At 61.9% G+C, this 19,941-nt stretch carries 18 protein-coding genes and 1 tRNA gene; 8 read left to right on the top strand and 11 right to left on the bottom strand.

What is annotated here, in order from left to right; translation table 11 throughout:
• Positions 1-17: 17 nt before the first annotated feature.
• Together fadB and PFU01S_RS13975 are read right to left on the bottom strand one after the other, a co-directional pair.
• Positions 18-2,165, bottom strand: a complete 2,148-nt coding sequence (gene fadB / locus PFU01S_RS13980) for a fatty acid oxidation complex subunit alpha FadB (RefSeq protein WP_028687364.1) — start codon at positions 2,163-2,165, stop codon at positions 18-20.
• 523 nt (positions 2,166-2,688) lie between these two features.
• Complete coding sequence (locus PFU01S_RS13975; protein ID WP_027915092.1) at positions 2,689-3,126, bottom strand: hypothetical protein; 438 nt, start codon at positions 3,124-3,126, stop codon at positions 2,689-2,691.
• Between the two features lie 110 nt (positions 3,127-3,236).
• On the opposite strand from PFU01S_RS13975, the gene PFU01S_RS13970 reads away from it, so the two are divergent.
• The gene (locus PFU01S_RS13970) at positions 3,237-3,677 is read left to right on the top strand and encodes a universal stress protein (protein ID WP_027915093.1); all 441 of its coding nucleotides are present in this window, start codon (positions 3,237-3,239) and stop codon (positions 3,675-3,677) included.
• Between the two features lie 116 nt (positions 3,678-3,793).
• On the opposite strand, the gene PFU01S_RS13965 is transcribed toward PFU01S_RS13970, so the two are convergent.
• The gene (locus PFU01S_RS13965; RefSeq protein ID WP_028687365.1) at positions 3,794-5,719 is read right to left on the bottom strand and encodes an ATP-binding cassette domain-containing protein; all 1,926 of its coding nucleotides are present in this window, start codon (positions 5,717-5,719) and stop codon (positions 3,794-3,796) included.
• A 223-nt stretch (positions 5,720-5,942) separates the two neighbouring features.
• On the opposite strand from PFU01S_RS13965, the gene PFU01S_RS13960 reads away from it, so the two are divergent.
• On the top strand, positions 5,943-7,868 hold the full coding sequence (locus PFU01S_RS13960; RefSeq protein WP_027915095.1) for a transglycosylase SLT domain-containing protein: 1,926 nt from the start codon (positions 5,943-5,945) through the stop codon (positions 7,866-7,868).
• Between the two features lie 64 nt (positions 7,869-7,932).
• On the opposite strand, the gene PFU01S_RS13955 is transcribed toward PFU01S_RS13960, so the two are convergent.
• Positions 7,933-8,730 carry an MOSC domain-containing protein gene (locus PFU01S_RS13955; protein WP_028687366.1) on the bottom strand — a complete coding sequence of 266 codons (798 nt, stop codon included), beginning with the start codon at positions 8,728-8,730 and terminating at the stop codon, positions 7,933-7,935.
• Between the two features lie 55 nt (positions 8,731-8,785).
• The gene (locus tag PFU01S_RS13950; protein ID WP_027915097.1) at positions 8,786-9,721 is read right to left on the bottom strand and encodes a chemotaxis protein CheV; all 936 of its coding nucleotides are present in this window, start codon (positions 9,719-9,721) and stop codon (positions 8,786-8,788) included.
• Positions 9,722-10,063: 342 nt separating this feature from the next.
• Between PFU01S_RS13950 and PFU01S_RS13945 the strand changes: the two genes are divergently transcribed.
• The 3 genes from PFU01S_RS13945 (at position 10,064) to PFU01S_RS13935 (ending at position 12,423) form a co-directional block, all read left to right on the top strand.
• Positions 10,064-10,543, top strand: a complete 480-nt coding sequence (locus PFU01S_RS13945; RefSeq protein WP_111475696.1) for a histidine kinase — start codon at positions 10,064-10,066, stop codon at positions 10,541-10,543.
• A gap of 334 nt (positions 10,544-10,877) precedes the next feature.
• Positions 10,878-11,774, top strand: a complete 897-nt coding sequence (locus PFU01S_RS13940; RefSeq protein ID WP_028687368.1) for a sensor histidine kinase — start codon at positions 10,878-10,880, stop codon at positions 11,772-11,774.
• Positions 11,764-12,423 (top strand): response regulator, encoded by a 660-nt coding sequence (locus PFU01S_RS13935; RefSeq protein WP_027915099.1) that lies wholly within the window; start codon positions 11,764-11,766, stop codon positions 12,421-12,423. Before PFU01S_RS13940 ends, PFU01S_RS13935 begins: the two co-directional genes overlap by 11 nt.
• Here the strand turns inward: PFU01S_RS13935 and yegS are convergent.
• The 3 genes from yegS to moaB form a co-directional block, all read right to left on the bottom strand.
• The gene (gene yegS / locus PFU01S_RS13930; RefSeq protein ID WP_027915100.1) at positions 12,407-13,294 is read right to left on the bottom strand and encodes a lipid kinase YegS; all 888 of its coding nucleotides are present in this window, start codon (positions 13,292-13,294) and stop codon (positions 12,407-12,409) included. The genes PFU01S_RS13935 and yegS overlap by 17 nt on opposite strands.
• A 124-nt stretch (positions 13,295-13,418) precedes the next feature.
• Positions 13,419-14,645, bottom strand: a complete 1,227-nt coding sequence (locus tag PFU01S_RS13925; protein ID WP_042139597.1) for a molybdopterin molybdotransferase MoeA — start codon at positions 14,643-14,645, stop codon at positions 13,419-13,421.
• Entirely contained in the window at positions 14,629-15,168 is a 540-nt protein-coding gene (moaB, locus tag PFU01S_RS13920) for a molybdenum cofactor biosynthesis protein B (protein ID WP_028687370.1), read from the bottom strand. The genes PFU01S_RS13925 and moaB overlap by 17 nt, the downstream gene beginning before the upstream one ends.
• Positions 15,169-15,352: 184 nt before the next feature.
• Here moaB and PFU01S_RS13915 point away from each other — a divergent pair, with 184 nt between their 5' ends.
• Together PFU01S_RS13915 and PFU01S_RS13910 are read left to right on the top strand one after the other, a co-directional pair.
• Positions 15,353-15,574: a YgdI/YgdR family lipoprotein gene (locus tag PFU01S_RS13915; protein ID WP_023534255.1), complete on the top strand. Its 222-nt coding sequence runs from the start codon at positions 15,353-15,355 to the stop codon at positions 15,572-15,574.
• Between the two features lie 81 nt (positions 15,575-15,655).
• Positions 15,656-15,732 (top strand) — tRNA-Pro (locus tag PFU01S_RS13910).
• An 86-nt stretch (positions 15,733-15,818) separates the two neighbouring features.
• Here the strand turns inward: PFU01S_RS13910 and PFU01S_RS13905 are convergent.
• A complete protein-coding gene (locus PFU01S_RS13905; RefSeq protein WP_033695066.1) occupies positions 15,819-17,579 on the bottom strand; it encodes an ABC transporter transmembrane domain-containing protein in 1,761 nt (586 codons plus the stop codon).
• A 214-nt stretch (positions 17,580-17,793) separates the two neighbouring features.
• On the opposite strand from PFU01S_RS13905, the gene PFU01S_RS22375 reads away from it, so the two are divergent.
• On the top strand, positions 17,794-17,967 hold the full coding sequence (locus tag PFU01S_RS22375) for a PA1571 family protein (RefSeq protein WP_165919263.1): 174 nt from the start codon (positions 17,794-17,796) through the stop codon (positions 17,965-17,967).
• A gap of 75 nt (positions 17,968-18,042) precedes the next feature.
• Here PFU01S_RS22375 and pdxB read toward each other — a convergent pair whose 3' ends face one another.
• Both pdxB and tusA read right to left on the bottom strand, forming a co-directional pair.
• Positions 18,043-19,185: a 4-phosphoerythronate dehydrogenase PdxB gene (gene pdxB / locus PFU01S_RS13900; RefSeq protein WP_028687371.1), complete on the bottom strand. Its 1,143-nt coding sequence runs from the start codon at positions 19,183-19,185 to the stop codon at positions 18,043-18,045.
• Between the two features lie 60 nt (positions 19,186-19,245).
• Complete coding sequence (tusA, locus tag PFU01S_RS13895; RefSeq protein ID WP_023534172.1) at positions 19,246-19,488, bottom strand: sulfurtransferase TusA; 243 nt, start codon at positions 19,486-19,488, stop codon at positions 19,246-19,248.
• Positions 19,489-19,941 lie beyond the last annotated feature (453 nt).

The raw sequence follows: 19,941 nt of genomic DNA, 5'->3' as shown, positions 1-19,941 counted from the left end.
TCTAGCTCGTTGACCGCTCAGTTGAAGAAGCGCTGGCCCGTCTTGGCCATCTCACGCAGCTTGGCGGTCGGGTGGTACAGCGGCCCCAGGTCGGCATAGCGATCGGCCAGGGCGACGAATTCGGCTACACCCAAGGTATCGATGTAGCGCAGCGCGCCGCCACGGAAGGGTGGGAAGCCAATGCCGTAGACCAGGCCCATGTCCGCCTCGGCGGCCGTCTCGACGATGCCATCTTCAAGGCAGCGAACGGTTTCCAGGCACAGCGGGATCATCATCCAGTTGACGATGTCCTCGTCACTGACTTCACGCTGCTCGTACACGATGGGCTTGAGTACCTCAAGCACGCCGGCATCGGCGACTTTCTTCGGCTTGCCACGCTTGTCGGTTTCATAGGCGTAGAAGCCCTTGCCGTTCTTCTGGCCCAGGCGGTTGGCATCGTACAAGGCGTCGATGGCCGAGCGGCGCTCGTCCTTCATGCGATCGGGGAAGCCCTCGGCCATGACGTCACGGCCATGATGCCCGGTGTCGATGCCCACCACGTCCATCAAGTACGCCGGGCCCATGGGCCAGCCGAATTTTTCCATGACCTTGTCGATGCGCACGAAGTCCACCCCCGCGCTAACCAGCCTGGCGAAGCCGCCGAAGTACGGGAACAGGACACGGTTGACCAAGAACCCTGGGCAGTCGTTGACCACGATTGGGTTCTTGCCCATCTTCTTGGCGTAAGCGACGGTGGTAGCAACTGCCACTTCGCTGGATTTTTCGCCACGGATCACTTCCACCAGCGGCATCATGTGCACCGGGTTGAAGAAGTGCATGCCCACGAAGTTTTCCGGGCGCTTCAGCGCTTGTGCCAGCAGATTGATGGAAATGGTCGAGGTATTGGATGCCAGAATCGCATCCTCCCTCACCTGCCCTTCCACCTCGGCAAGCACGGCCTGCTTGACCTTGGGGTTTTCAACCACCGCCTCGACCACGATGTCCACGTGGGCGAAATCGCCGTACGACAGGGTCGGACGAATCGCGTTGAGCGCCTCGGCCATCTTGGCCGGCGTCAGGCGACCTTTCTCGACCCGATTGCCCAGCAGCTTGGACGCTTCGTTCAACCCAAGCTCGATGGCCTCTTCGCGAATATCCTTCATCAGAATCGGCGTGCTCTTGACCGCCGACTGATAGGCGATGCCGCCGCCCATGATACCGGCGCCCAGCACGGCCGCCTGCTTGACGTCACGGGCAATCTCGTCGTGGGCCTTGGCCTTGCGCTTGAGTTCCTGATCGTTCAGGAACAAGCCGATGAGGCTCTGTGCAACCGACGTCTTGGCCAGCTTGGCAAAGCCTGCCGCTTCGATTTCAAGTGCCTTGTCGCGACCGAAGTTGGCCGCTTTCTGGATGGACTTGATCGCCTCGACAGGCGCTGGGTAATTAGGGCCGGCCTGCCCAGCGACGAAACCTTTGGCGGTTTCGAAGGCCATCATCTGCTCGATGGCATTGAGCTTGAGCTTCTCGAGCTTGGGCTGGCGCTTGGCCTTGTAGTCCAGCTCGCCACTGATGGCGCGCTTGATCAGGTCCAGGGCACCGGCCATGAGCAACTCAGACACTACCACGGCATCGACGGCACCGACTTTCAGGGCGTCTTCGGCACTGTTTTCCTTGCCCGCGGCAATCCACTCGACGGCGTTGTCCGAGCCGATCAGGCGCGGCAGACGCACTGTGCCACCAAAGCCTGGATAGATGCCCAGCTTCACTTCGGGCAGGCCGATGCGCGCGGTGGTGGCCATGATGCGGTAGTCCGCTGCCAGGCACATCTCCAGACCACCGCCCAGGGCGATACCGTTGATGGCTGCAACCGTAGGCACCTGGAGGTCTTCGAAGGCGTTGAAGATATGGTTGGCTTCCAGGCTGCCGGCGACCAATTCGGCCTCGGGCAACTTGAAGTTGTCGACGAACTCGGTGATGTCGGCACCGACGATGAACACGTCCTTGCCGCTGCTAACGATGACACCCTTGACCGAAGCATCGGTCTGGATGGCGTCTACAGCCTGGCGCAGCTCGCTCAGGGTCAGGCGGTTGAACTTATTGACGGACTCACCCTTGAGGTCGAACTTGAGCTCGACGATGCCACTTTCAAGAGCCTTAACCGTGATGGCTTTACCTTCGTAAATCATCAACTGATCTCCAAGATATGGAAGCTGAACTGTACACGCCGATCACTGCAGCACCGCAGCCGTCATGGCCACCTGCTCCAGGCACACCCGTCAGCGCGCGAGTCGTACGCATGAATGAGTGGCGTGCAATGCAAACGCTCAATTCATACGCCCGTTTGATTTGGGTGTGCACACATTCTCCGAAAAGATCTGCATTGTCAAATGCTGCACCCACGGGGAGAAAAGCCGACTTTGCGGTCACTTTCCACAAGCCGGGTACGACCGATCATGCCGCTGATCGCTGGCCATTCATGCTGGCAATCCTCACACCTTGCCAGCCTCGGCACCCCTTGCAGTCTGGCTGATCCAGGCACAAGCGCCAGGCGTTACTTGACGGAGTGAATTCAACGGCCTGCCCAGCCTTTTGGCGTGGTAGAACGAGAAAGCGGCGATTGACCGGTTCCTGTCAGGAACCGCCGAATCGCCGCTTTCTCGTTGCGCTGCGTGTCAGGGGCCATGGACAGCCCGCCGAGCACCCTTGGAGTCAGGCCAGTGTCTCCAGCACGTAGGCAACATCCTGCAATACAGCCGTGTCCCCCCGCTCCGTCCAGTAGAGCGCTATCATCCGCGCATCGGCCTCGACCTTGTAGGCGCTTGCTGGCAGACGGGCCAGGGCTTGCAAGAAGCGCGGGTCTTCGCACGGCTCGCGCCACTGGTTCCACCATACGCCAGGGCTGATCTGCCAGAAGCTGAAGCTGTCGACATGCCCCCGCTTGCGTGCCCGGTGATATTGCGGGCAAGGGCTCGGCGGCTGTTTTTCCAGCCAGTGCGGCCACTGCTGAGGCGCCAGCTGCATGGCCAGGCCCATGCGCCGCGCCTCCAGGCGCAGGCGCATCTGCTCACTCTGATTGCGCGAGTTGCGCAGCCAGGAAAGCGGGCTGAGAATCAGCGCAAGGATTGACACCACCAGCAATACCGTCATATCAGTAGCTCCCATAAACCGTTGCAAATGAGCTGGTTAGCCATTTTTCACGCATGACCCGCCCGAAAGCGACCATACTTCTTCTATAGCGATTGCCTGGAGTACAGCTCATGACCTACCAACATCTGCTGGTCGCCGTCGACCTGACGGAAGAATGCGACCCTGTGATCAAGCGCGCCATGGCGCTGGCCCAGCCTACCAACGCCAAGGTGTCACTGGTGCACATCGTCGAACCCATGGCCATGGCGTTTGGCGGCGACGTGCCGATGGACTTGTCGCAACTGCAACAGCAGCAGTTCGATCAGGCCAAGGAACGCATGGATCGCCTGTTCAGCAAGTATCCGGGCATCCAGCGCGGCGACTCGCACTTGACCTACGGCCAGCCCCGCCAGGAAATCCATCAATTGGCCAAAGAACAGCACTGCGACCTGATCGTCGTGGGCAGCCACGGTCGCCACGGCCTGGCGCTGCTGCTGGGCTCCACAGCCAACGACGTGCTGCACGGCGCACCCTGCGATGTGCTGGCAGTGCGACTGCAGAAAAAGGACTGAGCCTGTCTACCGCCAGGGGTTAAGCGGCCACGCCAGGTGCCTTGGGGTTGCATCCTCCCTCTGGCACCTGGCAGCGGGCTCGCCCGCTACGCGCAGGCGATCAACGCCCTGCCTGTTTAGCCTTCCAGCTCGGCCCAGCGCTCCACCAGGGCATCGAGCTCACCTTGCAGCTTCTCGATGTTCGCCAGCACCGCTGACGTCTCTGCGATCGGACGCTGGTAGAAACCAACCGCGCTCACCTCTTCCTGAGCCTGGGCCATGCGCTGTTCCAGCGCGTCGATCTGCCCCGGCAGCATCTCCAGCTCACGCTGAAGCTTGTAGCTGAGCTTTTTCTTCGATTCCTCGGCCACTGGCGCAGCGACGGCTTGCGGCTTGGCCTCGACCTTCTCCACCACCGCACTGTTGAGCGCCGACTTGCCGCCTTTACTCTCCGTAACGCCGAGCAGCTTTGGCGAACCGCCCTGACGAATCCAGTCTTCGTAACCGCCCACGTACTCGCGAACCAAGCCATCGCCCTCGAACACCAGGGTGCTGGTCACGACGTTGTCGAGAAACGCCCGGTCGTGGCTGACCATCAGCACGGTACCCTTGTAGTTGGAGAGCACCTCTTCGAGCAGCTCGAGGGTTTCCACGTCCAGGTCGTTGGTGGGTTCGTCGAGCACCAGCAGGTTGGCCGGCTTGCTGAACAGCTTGGCCAGCAGCAGGCGCGCACGTTCGCCGCCGGACAATGCCTTGACCGGGGTGCGGGCCCGCTGCGGACTGAACAGGAAGTCGCCCAGGTAGCTCAGCACATGCCGGTTCTGCCCTTCGATCTCGATGAAGTCTCGGCCCTCGGCGAGGTTGTCGATGACGGTCTTTTCCAGGTCCAACTGATGGCGCATCTGGTCGAAATAGGCGACCTCAAGCTTGGTGCCGCGCTCGATCTTGCCCGAAGTGGGCTCCAGATCACCCAGCATCAGCTTGAGTAAGGTGGTCTTGCCGGTGCCGTTGGCGCCCAGCAGGCCGATCCGGTCCTGGCGCTGCAGCACCATGGAAAAATCCTTCACCAGCATCGGCCCGTCCGGGTGCGAGAAGCTGACGTGCTCGAGCACCATGACCTGCTTGCCCGACTTGTCGGCCGCCTCGATCTGAATGTTGGCCTTGCCCTGCCGCTCACGGCGCTCACCGCGCTCCACGCGCAGCGCCTTGAGCGCCCGCACGCGGCCTTCGTTACGGGTGCGACGGGCCTTGATGCCCTGGCGAATCCACACCTCTTCCTGGGCCAGGCGCTTGTCGAACAGCGCGTTGGCGGTTTCCTCGGCGGCCAGCGCGGCCTCCTTGTGCACCAGGAAGCTGGCATAGTCGCCATTCCAGTCGATCAGGCCGCCGCGGTCCAACTCGAGGATGCGGGTGGCCAGGTTCTGCAGGAAGGATCGGTCGTGGGTGATGAACAACACGGCGCCGTTGAACCCGCGCAGTGCTTCCTCGAGCCAGGCGATGGCACCGATATCCAGGTGGTTGGTCGGCTCGTCGAGCAGCAACAAGTCGGGCTCGGACACCAGCGCCTGGGCCAGCAGTACACGACGACGCCAGCCGCCGGACAACTCCGCCAGGGTCTTGTCTGCCGGCAACTGCAGACGGCTCAGGGTGCTTTCAACCACTTGCTGCAGGCGCCAGCCATCGCGGGCCTCCAGCTCGTGCTGCACGTGCATCAGTTTTTCCAGGTCTTCATCGCCCTGGATGTTCTGGCTCAGGTGATGAAACTGTGCCAGCAGCTCGCCGACGCCATCCAGCCCTGCCGCCACGACGTCGAACACCGTGCGCTCGTCGGCCAGCGGCAATTCCTGGGGCAACTCGCCGATTTTCAGCCCAGGGGCGCGCCAGATGTCACCGTCATCGCCTTTCTGCTCGCCCTTGACCAGGCGCAGCATGCTCGACTTGCCGGTGCCGTTGCGGCCGATGATGCACACCCGCTCGCCACGAGCGATCTGCCAGGACACCTTGTCCAGCAGCGGCATGGCGCCGAATGCGAGGGACACATCGCTGAATTTGAGCAGGGTCATGTTCGTCTCCATAAATCGGGCGCGCATTCTACCTGAGTTAGCCCTGCGCCGACATCCGCACGGCCTGCACCCGTCGCGCACGGCGACACCCGGTCGAACTTAATATCCCGATACAAGCACAGTGCTTTCACCTGTCATCCGCAAACGGCTAAGCTAGGGCCATCGTTTTCAACAGTGCTGGCCCCGCCGCCACTTTCCCATGGTTCAACTGCCCGGACGTATCATGCGCAGCCGCCTGTTACAAATTGCTACATGCCTGTTGCTCACCGCTGCCACCGGCGCGGCCCAGGCCACCGACATTACCGTGCAACGCCAATACTATGATGAAGCCAAGCGTGCGCTGGCCAAGGGCGACAAGGGCCCGTACCTGCGCTATGCCCAGGCGCTCGACGATTATCCGCTGACACCGTATCTGGCCTATGACGAACTGACCGCGCGCCTGAAATCTGCCAGCAACCAGGAGATCGAGGGTTTCCTGGCCAAGCACGGCGACCTGCCCCAGGCCAACTGGATGAAACTGCGCTGGTTGCGCTGGCTGGCCGAACGCGGTGAGTGGCAGACCTTCGCCAAGTACTACGATCCCAAGCTCAACTTCACCGAGCTCGATTGCCTGAACGGCCAGTACCAGCTCAGCCACGGGATGCGCACCGAAGGCTTTGCCACGGCAAACAAGCTGTGGTCGGTGGGCAAGTCCCAGCCTGCTGCCTGCGACCCGTTGTTCGCCATGTGGGCTGCCGAGGGGCAGCTCACGGAGGCCAAGCGCTGGGAGCGGGCCAAGCTTGCAGCCCAGGCACGCAACTACGGCCTGGCCGAGAACCTGGTCAAGACCCTGACCACGCTGGCGCCACAAGGCCGTCTGCTGATCGATGTGGCGCAGAAACCCGAATTGCTCAACCAGCCATCACGCTTCACCCAGGCCGACGAAGCGACCTCGGACGTCGTCAGTCTCGGGCTGCGCCGCCTTGCACGGCAGGACCCGGAGCGCGCCATGGGGCTGCTTGACGACTATGCCCAGCGCATGCACTTTTCCCGCGATGAAAAAGTGGCCATTGCCCGCGAGATCGGCCTGACCCTGGCCCGGCGCTATGACCCGCGCGCGCTTGACCTCATGACCCGCTACGACCCCGAACTGCGGGACGATACCGTCAGTGAATGGCGCTTGCGCCTGTTGCTGCGCCTGGGCCGGTGGGAAGATGCCTATGCCCTCACCAAGCGCCTGAGCGGCGACCTGGCCCAGAGCAGCCGCTGGAAGTACTGGCAGGCGCGGAGCCTGGAGCTGGCGCAGCCGAAGAACCCGCAAGTCCCGCAGTTGTACAAGGCCGTTGCCCGCGAGCGCGATTTCTATGGCTTCCTGGCTGCAGACCGTGCGCAAGCCCCCTACCAACTGAACAACAAGCCCCTGGTGCTCAGCCCACAGCTGGTCAAGAAGGTGCGCAATACACCTGGCATCCAACGCGCCCTCGAATTCCATGCCCGCGGTCAGATCGTCGAAGGTCGCCGCGAGTGGTATCACGTGAGCCGTCACTTCACCCGGGACGAAATGGTCGCCCAGGCGCGCCTGGGTTACGAGTTGCGCTGGTATTTCCCGGCCATCCGCACCATCAGCCAGGCCAAATACTGGGATGACCTGGACGTACGCTTCCCCATGGCGCACCGCGACACCCTGGTACGCGAAGCCAAGGTGCGCGGCCTGCACTCGAGCTGGGTATTCGCAATCACCCGTCAGGAAAGCGCCTTCATGGAGGATGCCCGTTCCCCAGTGGGCGCCAGCGGGCTCATGCAGTTGATGCCTGCTACAGCCAAGGAAACCGCGCGCAAGTTCAGCATCCCACTGGCTTCGCCCGCACAGGTCCTGAACCCGGACAAGAACATCCAGCTGGGGGCTGCCTACCTCAGCCAGGTGCACAGCCAGTTCAACGGCAACCGAGTACTGGCCTCAGCCGCTTACAACGCAGGCCCAGGCCGCGTACGGCAATGGCTCAAAGGCGCCAAACACCTGAGCTTCGACGTGTGGGTCGAGTCCATTCCATTCGATGAAACCCGTCAGTACGTTCAGAACGTGCTGTCCTATTCGGTGATTTACGGACAAAAGCTCAACATGCCACAACCCCTGGTGGACTGGCACGAGCGCTACTTCGACGACATGTAAGGAGGCCATTAGCGGCTGATCAAGCCAGGGCGCCGACCACACCGGCGTCCGGCTACCCGACAACTCAGAGCACCTGGACCTTCATGCCAACCTCCAGGTGCCCGTCGCCATCGGCGGCCAGGTTTTGCCCAAACAATATGTCCCCTTCCTTTTCCCGGAACGTCCGAAGCGTGGTCATGGGCTCGCGGTCAGGGCTGCGCTGCCCCGTGGCAGGGTCGATGGTGGTGAAAATGCAGCGCACGCTTGGCTTCAAAACACGGAACTCCACCGTACCGATGCGAATGCGCTTCCAGCCATCCTCTGCGAAAGCCTCGGCCCCCTGCACCACCAGGTTTGGCCTGAACCGCAGCATGTCCATGGGCCGGCCGACACGGCGATCGAGCTCATCGAGCGACGCCTGGCCAATGAGCAGCAACGGGAAACCGTCGGGAAAGGCGGCACGGTCCCGGTCGGTGCCATAGCCATTGGGCAGGTACCTGGCCCGCTGCTGCGGGCAATACACCAACCTCACCGCTTTGCCTAGCCAGCCACTGAGCCAAGCGGCGGCCTCATCACCGGCATCCGGCACACGAAAGGTGTCGCGCCATAAGGTCACCCCTCGCAGCGGGGCATCGTCGGCCGGGGACACCACCTTCAGCGGCACTTGCCCAGGCGCCCGCAGCAACAGTACTCCGCCTGTCTCGACTGCCTCGAGCTGCCCGAGCTGGGGCCAGACGCGCTGGGTCAGAAAGCGCCCGTTCTGTTCCTCGACCAGCATCCAACGGCGGTCTCCTTCAAGCCCAAGCACACCAACGGGAGAGACCTGCAGGCCTTGCGCCCGCCCCGACTTGACCGGATACCGGTAGAGCTCACTGAGAAACATCCCTGCTGCCTCATAAATCGCCAAACCGCCAGCTTATACCCAGCAGGGCGCGCAATCACGCGTTGGTGGTGTCCAGCAACAGGCGCTGCTTGACCACATCGACCAGCCGATCAGGCTGGAACTTGGACAGGAAATTGTCGCAACCCACTTTCTTGACCATGGATTCGTTGAAGCTGCCGGACAGCGACGTATGCAGCACCACGTACAGTTTGCGCAGGCGCGCATCCTCGCGGATTTCGGTCGTCAGGCGATAACCGTCCATTTCCGGCATTTCGGCATCCGTGAAGATCATCAATAGCTTTTCGCACATGTCCTCCCCGGCATCGGCCCACGCCTTGAGCATGCGCAAGGCTTTGAGGCCGTCGCTGGCAACGTGCAGTTTCATCCCCAACTGCGAGAGCGTGTCGCGCAACTGGGCCAGGGCCACACTGGAATCGTCCACCAGCAGCACCTCGCGACCACGCGCCCTCGCCAGTACCGGATCGGCCAATTTCTCACCCGAAACGCGGGCGTTGTAAGGCACGATTTCGGCAAGCACCTTTTCCACATCGATCACCTCCACCAGCTTGTCGTCCACCTTGGTGATGGCAGTCAGGTAATGCTGACGGCCGGCACTGGTCGGTGGCGGCATGATGGATTCCCAATTGAGGTTGACGATGCGGTCGACCCCGCCCACCAGAAACGCCTGCACCGAGCGGTTGTATTCGGTGACGATGATGGTGCTGTCGGGGCCTGGCTGAATGGGGCGCATGCCGATCGCCTGGGACAGGTCGATTACCGGGAGTGTCTGGCCTCGCAGGTTCACCACACCGCAGACGAACGCGTGACGTTGCGGCATCAGTGTCAGCTTGGGCAGTTGTAACACCTCCTGCACCTTGAAGACGTTGATCGCGAAAAGCTGACGCCCAGCCAGCCGGAACATCAGGATTTCCAGCCGGTTCTCCCCTACCAGTTGTGTGCGTTGGTCTACTGTGTCGAGAATGCCAGCCATTGGTAAGCCCCCAGGCTCATGTCGAAAATGTGCGCGATTGTGTGTATATCGGCAGCCGGAGTAGCATCTTGACCCCAAGAAACGCCACACCCTTGCCTAATTTGATATCACTTTAACAGCATGCTTAACTGGTTTCCTAATTCCACTCGCACACGCTGAAAAGTTCCGTTTTTTTCTTGCCTATCAGGGAAACCCCTAGTGGCAATCAGGTACAACCTGATGTTCGCTCTATCCTTTAGCCATTAATGTGACGCCATTCTCACTGCATGAATGGAGTCAGGCTTTGCTAGCTATCGTAACGGCGTGCCCGTCTCTACCGCCTGTCCTGCCCATGGAGACACCATGATGGACAGTGCCTTACCCTTCTGCGAGGCGCTTAGGGGTTTTCGCGAGAGGGCCCAGAAGCGCCTCAACAGAGCAGAGGACTGCTTGCAGCATCTTGAGCTCATCGAAAATGACCCTGATGCCTGCAGGTGCCTGGACGCCGCGTTAAGCGACTTGGCACACGACGCACAGCGTTTGGGGCTGCTTGAAGTAGCCCACTTCACGACCTCCGTTCAGCAGATACTGGCCCCCTGTTGCCAAGGCGCGTGCCTGCATCGCGCAACGCTGCGCATTACGGCTGCGTGCCTGAGGCTCCTGGCCTGGCAGCTCGAGCTGCTGGACACGCACACGGGGCGGCTGGACCTGGACGCTGGAGAGCAATTTGTGTTGCTCGGCGAACTGGCCAATGCGGCTCGACCTTCTCTGGCATTAGCCTGCGTCACAGATGAAGGCGCAGCGCTTGACTGTCAGCAGCCCGATCTCAGCGACAAGCCGTAGGGCAAATTGCCATCGCGCAGTTGCATGCCAGAAGTGCAACTTTGATGAAACTGAAAGTTGTAGCTTCGATTTACAAAGTTGTAGGAAATAGCCTCAACCAAGCAAGTCCGTCGGTGCCCGTACTAGTTCACCACAATAAGCTTTGCCTTGAGGAAGTCGTATTCGGCGGCGACCGCAGGAATTCGAGGTGGTAGTATGCCCCACCGAAACGCTTCAACTTGACGCAAGGTTGAATGAACACGTGGTCGAAAAAACATCGAAAGTACGGCGCAAAAGCCTCTGAGCAGTAATGTGCAAGGCCTCCATCAGCAATACTTCAGTGGCTCCCCTACCTATGTTCCCACGCTTGATGACCTCTTTTCGTTGCAGCGCCCCGTACACCAGTCTGTGCTGGGCCACGGCAGGCATCAGCGTGGTCTCCTGCCTCGCCTGCCTGGCGTTACACCTGGCCGAGCGACCTGTGCCCATCGGCCTGGTGTTGCTGCAACTGACCGCTGCCTTGGTCGCTGCCGTGCAACTGCGTAGGGAGGCGCGCTCGATCAGCTTGCGCCCTGCGGAACTCGCCGAGCGCCTGCTAAAAGTGCAAGAAGAGGAGCGCCAGCACCTGAGCAGGGAGCTTCATGACGACATCGGCCAACTGCTGACCGCTGCGAAATTGCAGTTGCAATGGCTGCAGCGACGAATGCCCGGGGATGTGCAGGGGCATTGCGATGCCTTGCATGCCACGCTGGACGATACGTTGAGCGCTGTGCGCGACGTTTCTGCCCTGCTCAACCCCCGTCAGTTGGCAAGCCTTGGCCTTGAGGCCAGCCTGCGCGCGCACTTGCTGCGCACTTTGGATGGCAGCGGCGTGCAGTGGAGCCTGTCTTGCAAGCAACGCCTTGGGGGCATTGGCGAAAATGTCGCAATGGCAGTGTTTCGCATCACCCAGGAGGCGGTGACCAATATGTTGCGTCACGCCGGAGCGCGCAACCTTGTCATCCACCTACAGCGTACCGAGCTGGGCCTGGCTTTATCGATCGAGGACGATGGCTGCGGCTTCAAGCCTGCCAGGCACCCGCACCTTGCCAGTCAGCGTGGGCTGGCTGGCATGCTGGAGCGGGTCACTGCCCTGAACGGCAGCCTGCAGATCACCAGCGATATTGGCCAGGGCACCCGGATCGAGGCCGTCTTCCCTTGGCCGCCCCGCAGCCGGCAACGCGCGGACCGAGTGGATACCCATGAACTGTAGATTGTTGCTTGTGGATGACCATTCGTTGATCAGAGCGGGCGTCCGCGCCCTGGTCAGTGACATACCCGGGTACGAGGTAATCGGCGAGGCCGACGATGGCGGGCAGTTGCTGGATCAGGCGCGAACCTTGATGCCTGACATCATCCTGCTGGACCTCTCCATGCGATCAACCAGCGGGCTGGACGCCCTCACCCAGCTCAATGCCAGCGGCAGCGCCTGCAAAGTGCTGATCCTCTCCATGCACACCGACCCTGAGCTGATCATGCGCGCCCTCGAGGGCGGTGCCCATGGGTATCTGCTCAAGGACACCAGCGCATCGGAGCTTGAGCAAGCGCTGCGCGCTGTGCGCAACGGGGAGCGCTACCTGAGCCCAGCCATTGCCCACACCGTCATCAATCAGGCTTTACGTCATACCAGGCCAGCCAGACGCCCGGCATGCGAGCGACACAACCTGACAGCCCGGCAGCTGGAGATTCTGCGCCTGATCGTGCGCGGCAAGTCTACCCGCGAAATCGCCAATGGATTGGGCTTGTCGATCAAGACGGTCGAAACCCATCGTTCGCAAGTGATGAAACGCTTGCAGATTCACGACGTCGCCGGACTGGTACTGTTTGCCGTGCGCGAGAAGATCATCAGCCTCGATGACTGAGCAATGGGCACCCTTGCGGCAGGTGCAGGCGCAAGGCCTTGGGACGCGCCTCGAAACGTAAGCTGTCCGCCTTGAGCGGTTCGCCGTCGAGGTTGATATCCAGGCCCTGTTGACTGTTGATCTCCACCCACGGCAATCGCGTCCGGATGAACAGACCATCGCCTGCCAGCAAATCGCGTAATGCACCGACCACTTCCTGCGGCTTGGGCAGGATCGCAACATCCAGCAACCCGTCATTGACCACCGCATCCGGACAAAGCTCCTGCCCTCCCCCGGCTTGGCGACCGTTGCCAATCCCCAGCGCCAGCAGCTCCCCTTGCCAATGGAAGTCAGGGCCTTTCAACTCGACCGAGGCAGCCTCCAGTTCGCTGAAGCGTGACAAGCCGGTGAACACATAGGCGGCGGCACCCATCAACTTCTTCAGGTCTTCGGATGTGCTGGCTGTGACCTGGCTACCAAAGCCGCCGGTCGCCATGTTCAGGAACAGCTGCTCGCCCACTTGCCCAAGATCGACTTCCTGGGCCGGCTCATTGAGCAGCGCCAGCGCCTGGGCAGGCTCAAGCGCAATACCGGCCGCCTTGGCGAAGTCGTTGGCGGTTCCAAGCGGCAGCAAGACGAGGCTGGCTTCGGTGCCCGCGAGCCCCATGGCTTCGGCCACGTCCCGCAAGGTGCCATCACCACCGCCGGCGACGATGTGGCTGTATCCAGCGGCAAGTGCCTCCTTGACCAAGCGCTGGGCATCACCGCCCTCCCAGGTCACACGCACGTCCAATGCCCAGCCAGTGTCGCGCAGGTCGTGCACGGCGGTACGTACGTCTTCGTTCATGGCTTGCTTGCCGTGCAGAATCAGCATTGCCTTGCGCGCTTGCATGTGGGTGTCTCCATAATTGACCATTTGCATCTTGACGCTCAGCCGTTACTAATTGTTGCACGGCCGTTCAAATATTGCGGCGCAGGGCTCGCGCACTGCAGCGAGCCTGCGCCACTGGCGCGCGTCAACCGAGGATGTCGCTGAAGGGGATGAAGGGTACAAGGTCACCCTTGCTGGGCGTAGTGCCCTCCTGCACCTCGACCAACCCATCGGCCCACACCGCGCTGCGCAACACGCCGGAGCTCTGGTTAGGGTACAGGCATACCCTGCCCTGCTCGATGCGCGCCCGCAGGTACTCACGCCGTGACCCGGCTTTGGGCCAATCGAAACCGGCGGGTAGGCACACGCGCAGGGGGGTGACATCGATCACGCCCTGGCGGCGCAACAAGTAGGGGCGCGCCAGCAGGCCGAACGTGACCAGTGTAGAGGCCGGATTACCGGGCAGGCCGATCACTGGCACGCCCTGGAAGTGACCGAAGGTCAACGGTTTGCCGGGTTTGATCGCCAGTTTCCACAAAGCCAGCTCACCGGCCTCGCGCAGGGCCGCGCCCAGATAATCGGCCTCGCCCACCGATACGCCCCCTGTCGAGAGGATCAGGTCCACGCCTTGCAACTGAGCCAGACTCGCGCGGGTCCGAGCCAGGTCATCAGGCAGGATACCGGCGTCGGTGACGTCGCATCCCAGGCGCTGCAACCAACTCACCAGCAAGCGACGGTTGCTGTTGTAGATTTGCCCAGGCCCCAACGGCAGCCCTGGCTCGACCAGCTCATCCCCGGTCGACAGCACCGCCACCCGCACCTTGCGTACCACATCGAGCTGTCCATAACCCAGGGTGGCGGCCAAGCCCAACTCGATTGGCCCAAGACGCGTGCCGGCGTCGAGCACCTGCTCGCCTTTGCGGGTTTCCTGACCTTGAGGACGAATGTTCTGCAGCGCCTTGAGGGGGTGCAAAAACGCCACATGGCCATTGGCATGAACCTGGGTGTTTTCCTGCATTTCCACGCAGTCGGCGCCTTCGGGAACCGGTGCACCCGTGAAGATCCGCGCACAAGTGCCAGGCTGCAGTGGCTCAGGTGCGTGCCCGGCGAAGATTCTCTGACTGACGGGCAGCGGCGCCCCCTGCCAGTCGGACCGGCGCAGCGCATAGCCGTCCATTGCGCTATTGGGCCAGGGCGGCAGGTCGAGCGAAGCCACTAGGGCAGTGGCCAGCACACGGCCGTGTGCCTCGGCTAGCGGCACGTGCTCGGTCTCGCGAATCGGCGCGGCATCGGCCAAAGCCAGCAATTGCTCAAGGGCCTGCTCCACCGGCATCAGTGGCCTGGGCTGCACGGCCTCAGCCACGGCTTTCACAGGCCGCCGCCTGCTTCAGATGGGCGACGAAGTTGCAGGGGCGGTGCCGTGCATCGAGCTGTTCGGCAAGGATACCGTCCCAACCGGTGCGCACCGCATTGGTCGAGCCAGGCAGGCAACACACCAGGGTACCGTTGGCCAGCCCTGCCAGTGCCCGCGATTGCACAGTCGAGGTACCGATATCCGCCACGGAGATCTGTCTGAACAGCTCGCCAAAGCCGTCGACCTGCTTGTCGAGCAGGCAAGTGACCGCCTCGGGCGTACTGTCACGTCCGGTAAAACCGGTACCGCCGGTGATGAGCACCACCTGCACGCTGTCGTCGGCGATCCAGGTCGCGACCTGGGCGCGGATTTTGTAGAGATCATCCTTGAGCAGCACGCGCTGGGCGAGCCGGTGGCCTGCCGCTGTCAGCCGGTCAACGAAGACCTGGCCCGACGAATCGTTTTCGAATGTGCGCGTGTCGCTGACCGTGAGCACTGCAATGTTGAGGGGAACGAACGGGGTGTCTGCCGAGGCTTTCATAGGTATCCGTCACTGGTAATGGCAATGACGGCAGTTATATCACAGGGCACTCCCGCCGGCGTGCGGGAGCGCTGCCTGCACTGGATTGCGTCAAGCGAATGCCGTTATGCTGCACGCGCAAGGAACTTGCACTAACGTCCCGCGTCTTAACAGTCATCTTGCACCATCGCACTGGAGAAACACGATGATCAAACGGACCCTTCCCGCCTTCATGCTCGCCCTGGGCCTGGCTGCCCTGGCCGGCTGCTCGACCCCAACCGTCATCACCTTGAACGACGGTCGCGAAATCCAGGCGGTGGACAAGCCGTCCTATGATGAAGATTCCGGCTTCTACGAGTTCGAGCAGCTCGATGGCAAGCGCATGCGTCTGAATAAAGACCAGATTCGCACCGTCAAAGAACTCTGATAGCCCATCCGACCTGGCCAAAGCTTCGTTCTTTTACAAGGACTTGCGGGCGAATTTCGGATGCAGTAGGATTTTGTTCATCGGAGTGTAGCGCAGCCAGGTAGCGCGTCTCGTTCGGGACGAGAAGGCCGCAGGTTCGAATCCTGTCTCTCCGACCAAATCCTTTGAAAACCCGCCTTGTGCGGGTTTTTTGTTACTCACGGTTCAGGCTCGTACCTGCAACCTGCATCAGTCGGCTAGCCCTTCAGGCTGACGTGAATTGCAGCGCCGCCAGCCGTGCATACAAAGGGCTGGTTTCTATCAGCTCACTGTGGGTACCAATGGCCACCACTTTGCCCTGGTCGACCACGGCAATGCGGTCGGCGTGCTGTACCGTGGCCAGACGGTGCGCAATCACCACTGTCGTCCGCCCTGCCATCAGGCGCGGCAAAGCTTGCTGGATCAGGTGCTCACTGTGAGCGTCGAGCGCGCTGGTCGCCTCGTCAAGCAGCAGGATCGGCGCATCCACCAGCAACGCACGGGCGATCGCCAACCGTTGGCGCTGCCCACCCGATAAACCCACCCCGCCCTCCCCCAGGCGAGTCTGGTAGCCCTCTGGCAACTGGCGTATGAACGAGTCGGCATGGGCTGCGCGCGCTGCAGCTTCGATGTCGGCCAGGCAAGCGTCAGGGCGTCCATAGCTAATGTTGTCCGCCACTGTCCCCCGAAACAGTGCCGGTTGCTGTGCGACCAGTGCAAACTGCTGGCGAAGGTGGTCGGGGTCGAGCTGGTCGATGGGTTGATCATCGAGCAGAATCTGCCCGTGCTGGGGGTCATAGAAGCGCAGAAGCAAGTCGAACAGGGTGGATTTACCTGCACCGGAAGGGCCGACCAATGCAAGCGTCTGGCCTGCCTGGATGACCAGGCTCAGGTCATCGATAGCCTTGTGCTCGGGTCGCGACGGATAGGCAAACACCACGTGCTGAAACGCCAGGCAGCCCCGTGCACGGCCTCCCGCCAGCTGCCGCCCACTGGACGGGGCCAGAATCTGGCTTTGCGCTGCCAGTAATTCGGCTATACGCTCTGCTGCCCCAGCAGCGCGCTGGAGCTCGCCAATCACTTCGCTGAGTGTGCCGAACGCACTGCCCACCACCAGGCTGTAGAACACGAACGCCGCCAACTCACCCCCCGACATGCGCCCGGCGATGACGTCCATGCCGCCGACCCACAGCATGGTGCCGATAGCGCCCAGTACCAGCACGATCACCACGGTGATCAGCCAGGCCCGCTGCGCGATGCGCTGGCGGGCCACTGTAAATGCCGACTCCACCGTATCGGCGAACAGTGCCCGGTCATGGGCTTGATGGGTGTAGGCCTGCACGGTCTTGATCTGGCCCAGGGTCTCGGCCACGTAGCTACCCACGTCTGCCACCCGGTCCTGGCTCTGGCGTGAGAGGCTGCGCACACGGCGACCGAACAGCAGGATCGGGGCCAGCACCACCGGCAATGCCACGACCACGATGCTGGTCAGCTTGGGGTTGGTGATGAACAGCAAGGCCACACCGCCCACCACCATGAGCGCATTACGCAGGAACATGGAGAGGGAAGAGCCAATAACCGATTGCAGCAACGTGGTGTCGGCCGTCAACCGAGACTGAATTTCCGAGCTGCGGTTGTCTTCGAAAAAACCAGGGTGAAGCTCGAGCAGATGGTCGAAAACAGCGCGACGAATGTCCGCCACGCACCGCTCACCTATCCAGGAGACGAGGTAGAACCGGCTGAAGGTCCCTGCCGCCAGGGCCAACACCAGCAGCAGGAAGAGCCCAAGTGTCTGGTTGAGCTGATGGACAGAACCGGTCATGAACCCCTGATCCACCAGCAGGCGGATGCCCTGCCCCATGGACAAGGTAATGCCGGCGGTCACCACCAGTGCCAGCAAGGCCATCACCAGGCGCCGCCAATACGGACGAACAAAATGCCAGCCAAGGCGCAAAGCGCGGCTGGGGCGCGGAGTTGTAGAGGCCATGGATCTGCTCACGAAGGCGGAACGTGCAGCCTACCATTCATGCCGCAGAACGGAACTGTCCGGTGCTGCTATAGCCTATTGTTCTAACCGCGCTCTGGCACTTTTTCGCCATCTCTGGTGGACTAAGGCCCTGCCCCAGGTTGCGCCGCACCCGCGTCGACGATCTGCCAGGCGCAAGGTTGACCCCAGTCGTCATTTGAAGAGGAGACCCTGCATGAGCTTGCACCATGACCGCGAACACCACACGCCCCGTCACGCACCGTCGCCCCAGGCAAGCGGCGCCCTGATCGACGCCCAAGGGCGGGAGGTGCCGATCACCGAGCAAATGATCCAGCAGGCCTGCAAGGCCCTGGAAGAAAGCCGGGTCGAGCGCTCGCAGAAAAACTGATCACCCCATTCCTGACCCGGCGCTCGCGCCGGGTTTTTTATGCATGCTGCTCTGCCCTGGGGCTGCATCCGAGCGTCAGACCCTCTTGGCTCCCAGGGCGTCAATCAGCCGCGCGAGCTCGGGCGAGCTCCCATGGATGCGCACGGACAGTCCTTCGATCTCACGGCGCGGCGGATAATGTTTGCGCAACGCGTCGAAAGCGGCACGTTGCTGCTGCACGTCTTCGCTCAGGCTACGGCGGAAATCGGCATCATCGCGGCGCGGATCGTAGACGGCGCGGCACAGCATCGCCAGTGCCCATTGCAGATCGACCTCGGCATCCAATTCGATCTGCGCCACGGGTGGACGCGGTAACAGGTCGGCAAGCTGAATGACCTCATTCACGCCCAGATGTTGACACAGCGCGCGGTAGATCTGGGCGGTGCCACGCTGACGGCCATCGAGGCTATAGCCGGCGATGTGGGGGGTGGCAACGGTACACAGGTCTGCCAACTGCAAGTCGACCTGGGGCTCGCCTTCCCACACGTCCAGCACCGCGTGCAGGTCATCGCGCTGCTGCAGGAGCGCTCGTAACGCGCCATTGTCCACCACCGCCCCTCGACTGGCGTTGATGAGCCAGGCGCCGGGGCGCAGTTTCGCCAGTTCCGCAGGGCCGAACAGGTGCCAGGTCGGGTACTGGCCACCGCGTTCGAGGGGCGTGTGCAGGCTGATGACGTCGCAGGCTTGCAGGAGCGTATCGAGTTCGACGTAATCACCGCCTTCAGCGGCCTGGCGCAGTGGATCGCAGACCATCACCTTCCACCCCAAGGCGCGCAGCACGCTCACCAACCGCCCGCCTACTTGGCCTGCACCCACCACACCGTAAACGCGCTCGGGCAGCGATGCACCCTCAAGGTCAGCGAGGGTCAGCAGGCTACCCAGCACATAGTCCACCACACCCCGGGCGTTGCAACCGGGGGCACTGCTCCAGCGGATACCCACTTGGTCGAAGTAGTCGAGGTCAAGGTGATCGGTGCCGATGGTGCAGGTGCCAACGAACTGCACGCGACTGCCTTCGAGCAGGTGCCGATCGACCTTGGTCACGGAGCGGACCAGCAGGATGTCGGCCTCCCGGACGCTAGCGGCGTCGAGGCTACGCCCAGGATAGCGACGAATCTCGCCAAACCCTTGGAAGAAGGCATCGAGCAAAGGGATGTTTTCGTCGGCAACTATCAGCATGGCGCTCTCCTGTCTGGGGAACGCAGTGTAGGCTCAACGCCGAGCGTGTTCCAGAGCGGCTCAGTCGGCTTTCTTGCGGATCCAGTAGAGGAAGGTGCCGGCGTCTTCCTGTTGTTCCAGCAGTTGGTGGCCCAGGAAGTTACAGAACTTGGGGATGTCGCGTCGGGTCGAGGGGTCGGTGGCGATGACTTTCAACAGTCCGCCGGCGGCGAGGTCACGCACGTGTTGGTGCAGCATCATCACCGGCTCCGGGCAGTTGAGGCCGGTGGCGTCGAGGGTGGCATCGGGGGTGAGGTCGGTCATGAAGGGCTCCGCAAATGATGGGTATTGTGGCGCATTCCAGGGACGCGGGCCAAGTGGGGCTGTCGGGGCACCCGCCGGTTCAGGGGCGCCTGACCGGGCTTGAGGGGGGCGCGGTGGCCTCAAGCGTTCAGCTTCGCACCTGATATTGCCAGGGCCGCTGCGCGCCCCATCGCGGCACGAGGCCGCTCCCACGCGGAATTCGTTGCCTTTGGAGTACGGTGCAAGGCGGACGCTCCATGCATAGTGGAAGAGTTTTCCAAAGTTTGTAAGATGCATGTTGTATGGCATTACCCGTTCACCCAACTCCTTCTTTTGATAGATCACGGCCCTTACATTACAGCTCATGATATCGGCCAGGAAGAAATGCTCGATGCGTGTTGCTGTTGCTGTTGCTGTTGCTGTTGCTGTTGCTGTTGCTGTTGCTGTTGCTGTTGCTGTTGATCTTGATCTTGA

Origin of the sequence: Pseudomonas fulva NBRC 16637 = DSM 17717 (assembly GCF_000730565.1) — a bacterium.
Lineage (GTDB): Bacteria > Pseudomonadota > Gammaproteobacteria > Pseudomonadales > Pseudomonadaceae > Aquipseudomonas > Aquipseudomonas fulva.
Note: the sequence above shows the minus strand (reverse complement) of the source record. Positions and strands in the feature narration are given on the sequence as shown.

Excerpts from the sequence above, each read along its gene's own strand:
- pdxB (WP_028687371.1), bottom strand. The coding sequence starts at position 19,185 with ATGCTGATAGTTGCCGACGAAAACATCCCTTTGCTCGATGCCTTCTTC.
- PFU01S_RS13935 (WP_027915099.1), top strand. The coding sequence starts at position 11,764 with ATGAACTGTAGATTGTTGCTTGTGGATGACCATTCGTTGATCAGAGCG.
- PFU01S_RS13915 (WP_023534255.1), top strand. The coding sequence starts at position 15,353 with ATGATCAAACGGACCCTTCCCGCCTTCATGCTCGCCCTGGGCCTGGCT.
- PFU01S_RS13950 (WP_027915097.1), bottom strand. The coding sequence starts at position 9,721 with ATGGCTGGCATTCTCGACACAGTAGACCAACGCACACAACTGGTAGGG.
- PFU01S_RS13965 (WP_028687365.1), bottom strand. The coding sequence starts at position 5,719 with ATGACCCTGCTCAAATTCAGCGATGTGTCCCTCGCATTCGGCGCCATG.
- PFU01S_RS13905 (WP_033695066.1), bottom strand. The coding sequence starts at position 17,579 with ATGGCCTCTACAACTCCGCGCCCCAGCCGCGCTTTGCGCCTTGGCTGG.
- tusA (WP_023534172.1), bottom strand. The coding sequence starts at position 19,488 with ATGACCGACCTCACCCCCGATGCCACCCTCGACGCCACCGGCCTCAAC.
- yegS (WP_027915100.1), bottom strand. The coding sequence starts at position 13,294 with ATGCAAGCGCGCAAGGCAATGCTGATTCTGCACGGCAAGCAAGCCATG.
- PFU01S_RS13945 (WP_111475696.1), top strand. The coding sequence starts at position 10,064 with ATGATGGACAGTGCCTTACCCTTCTGCGAGGCGCTTAGGGGTTTTCGC.
- moaB (WP_028687370.1), bottom strand. The coding sequence starts at position 15,168 with ATGAAAGCCTCGGCAGACACCCCGTTCGTTCCCCTCAACATTGCAGTG.
- PFU01S_RS13970 (WP_027915093.1), top strand. The coding sequence starts at position 3,237 with ATGACCTACCAACATCTGCTGGTCGCCGTCGACCTGACGGAAGAATGC.
- PFU01S_RS22375 (WP_165919263.1), top strand. The coding sequence starts at position 17,794 with ATGAGCTTGCACCATGACCGCGAACACCACACGCCCCGTCACGCACCG.
- PFU01S_RS13940 (WP_028687368.1), top strand. The coding sequence starts at position 10,878 with ATGTTCCCACGCTTGATGACCTCTTTTCGTTGCAGCGCCCCGTACACC.
- fadB (WP_028687364.1), bottom strand. The coding sequence starts at position 2,165 with ATGATTTACGAAGGTAAAGCCATCACGGTTAAGGCTCTTGAAAGTGGC.
- PFU01S_RS13975 (WP_027915092.1), bottom strand. The coding sequence starts at position 3,126 with ATGACGGTATTGCTGGTGGTGTCAATCCTTGCGCTGATTCTCAGCCCG.
- PFU01S_RS13960 (WP_027915095.1), top strand. The coding sequence starts at position 5,943 with ATGCGCAGCCGCCTGTTACAAATTGCTACATGCCTGTTGCTCACCGCT.
- PFU01S_RS13955 (WP_028687366.1), bottom strand. The coding sequence starts at position 8,730 with ATGTTTCTCAGTGAGCTCTACCGGTATCCGGTCAAGTCGGGGCGGGCG.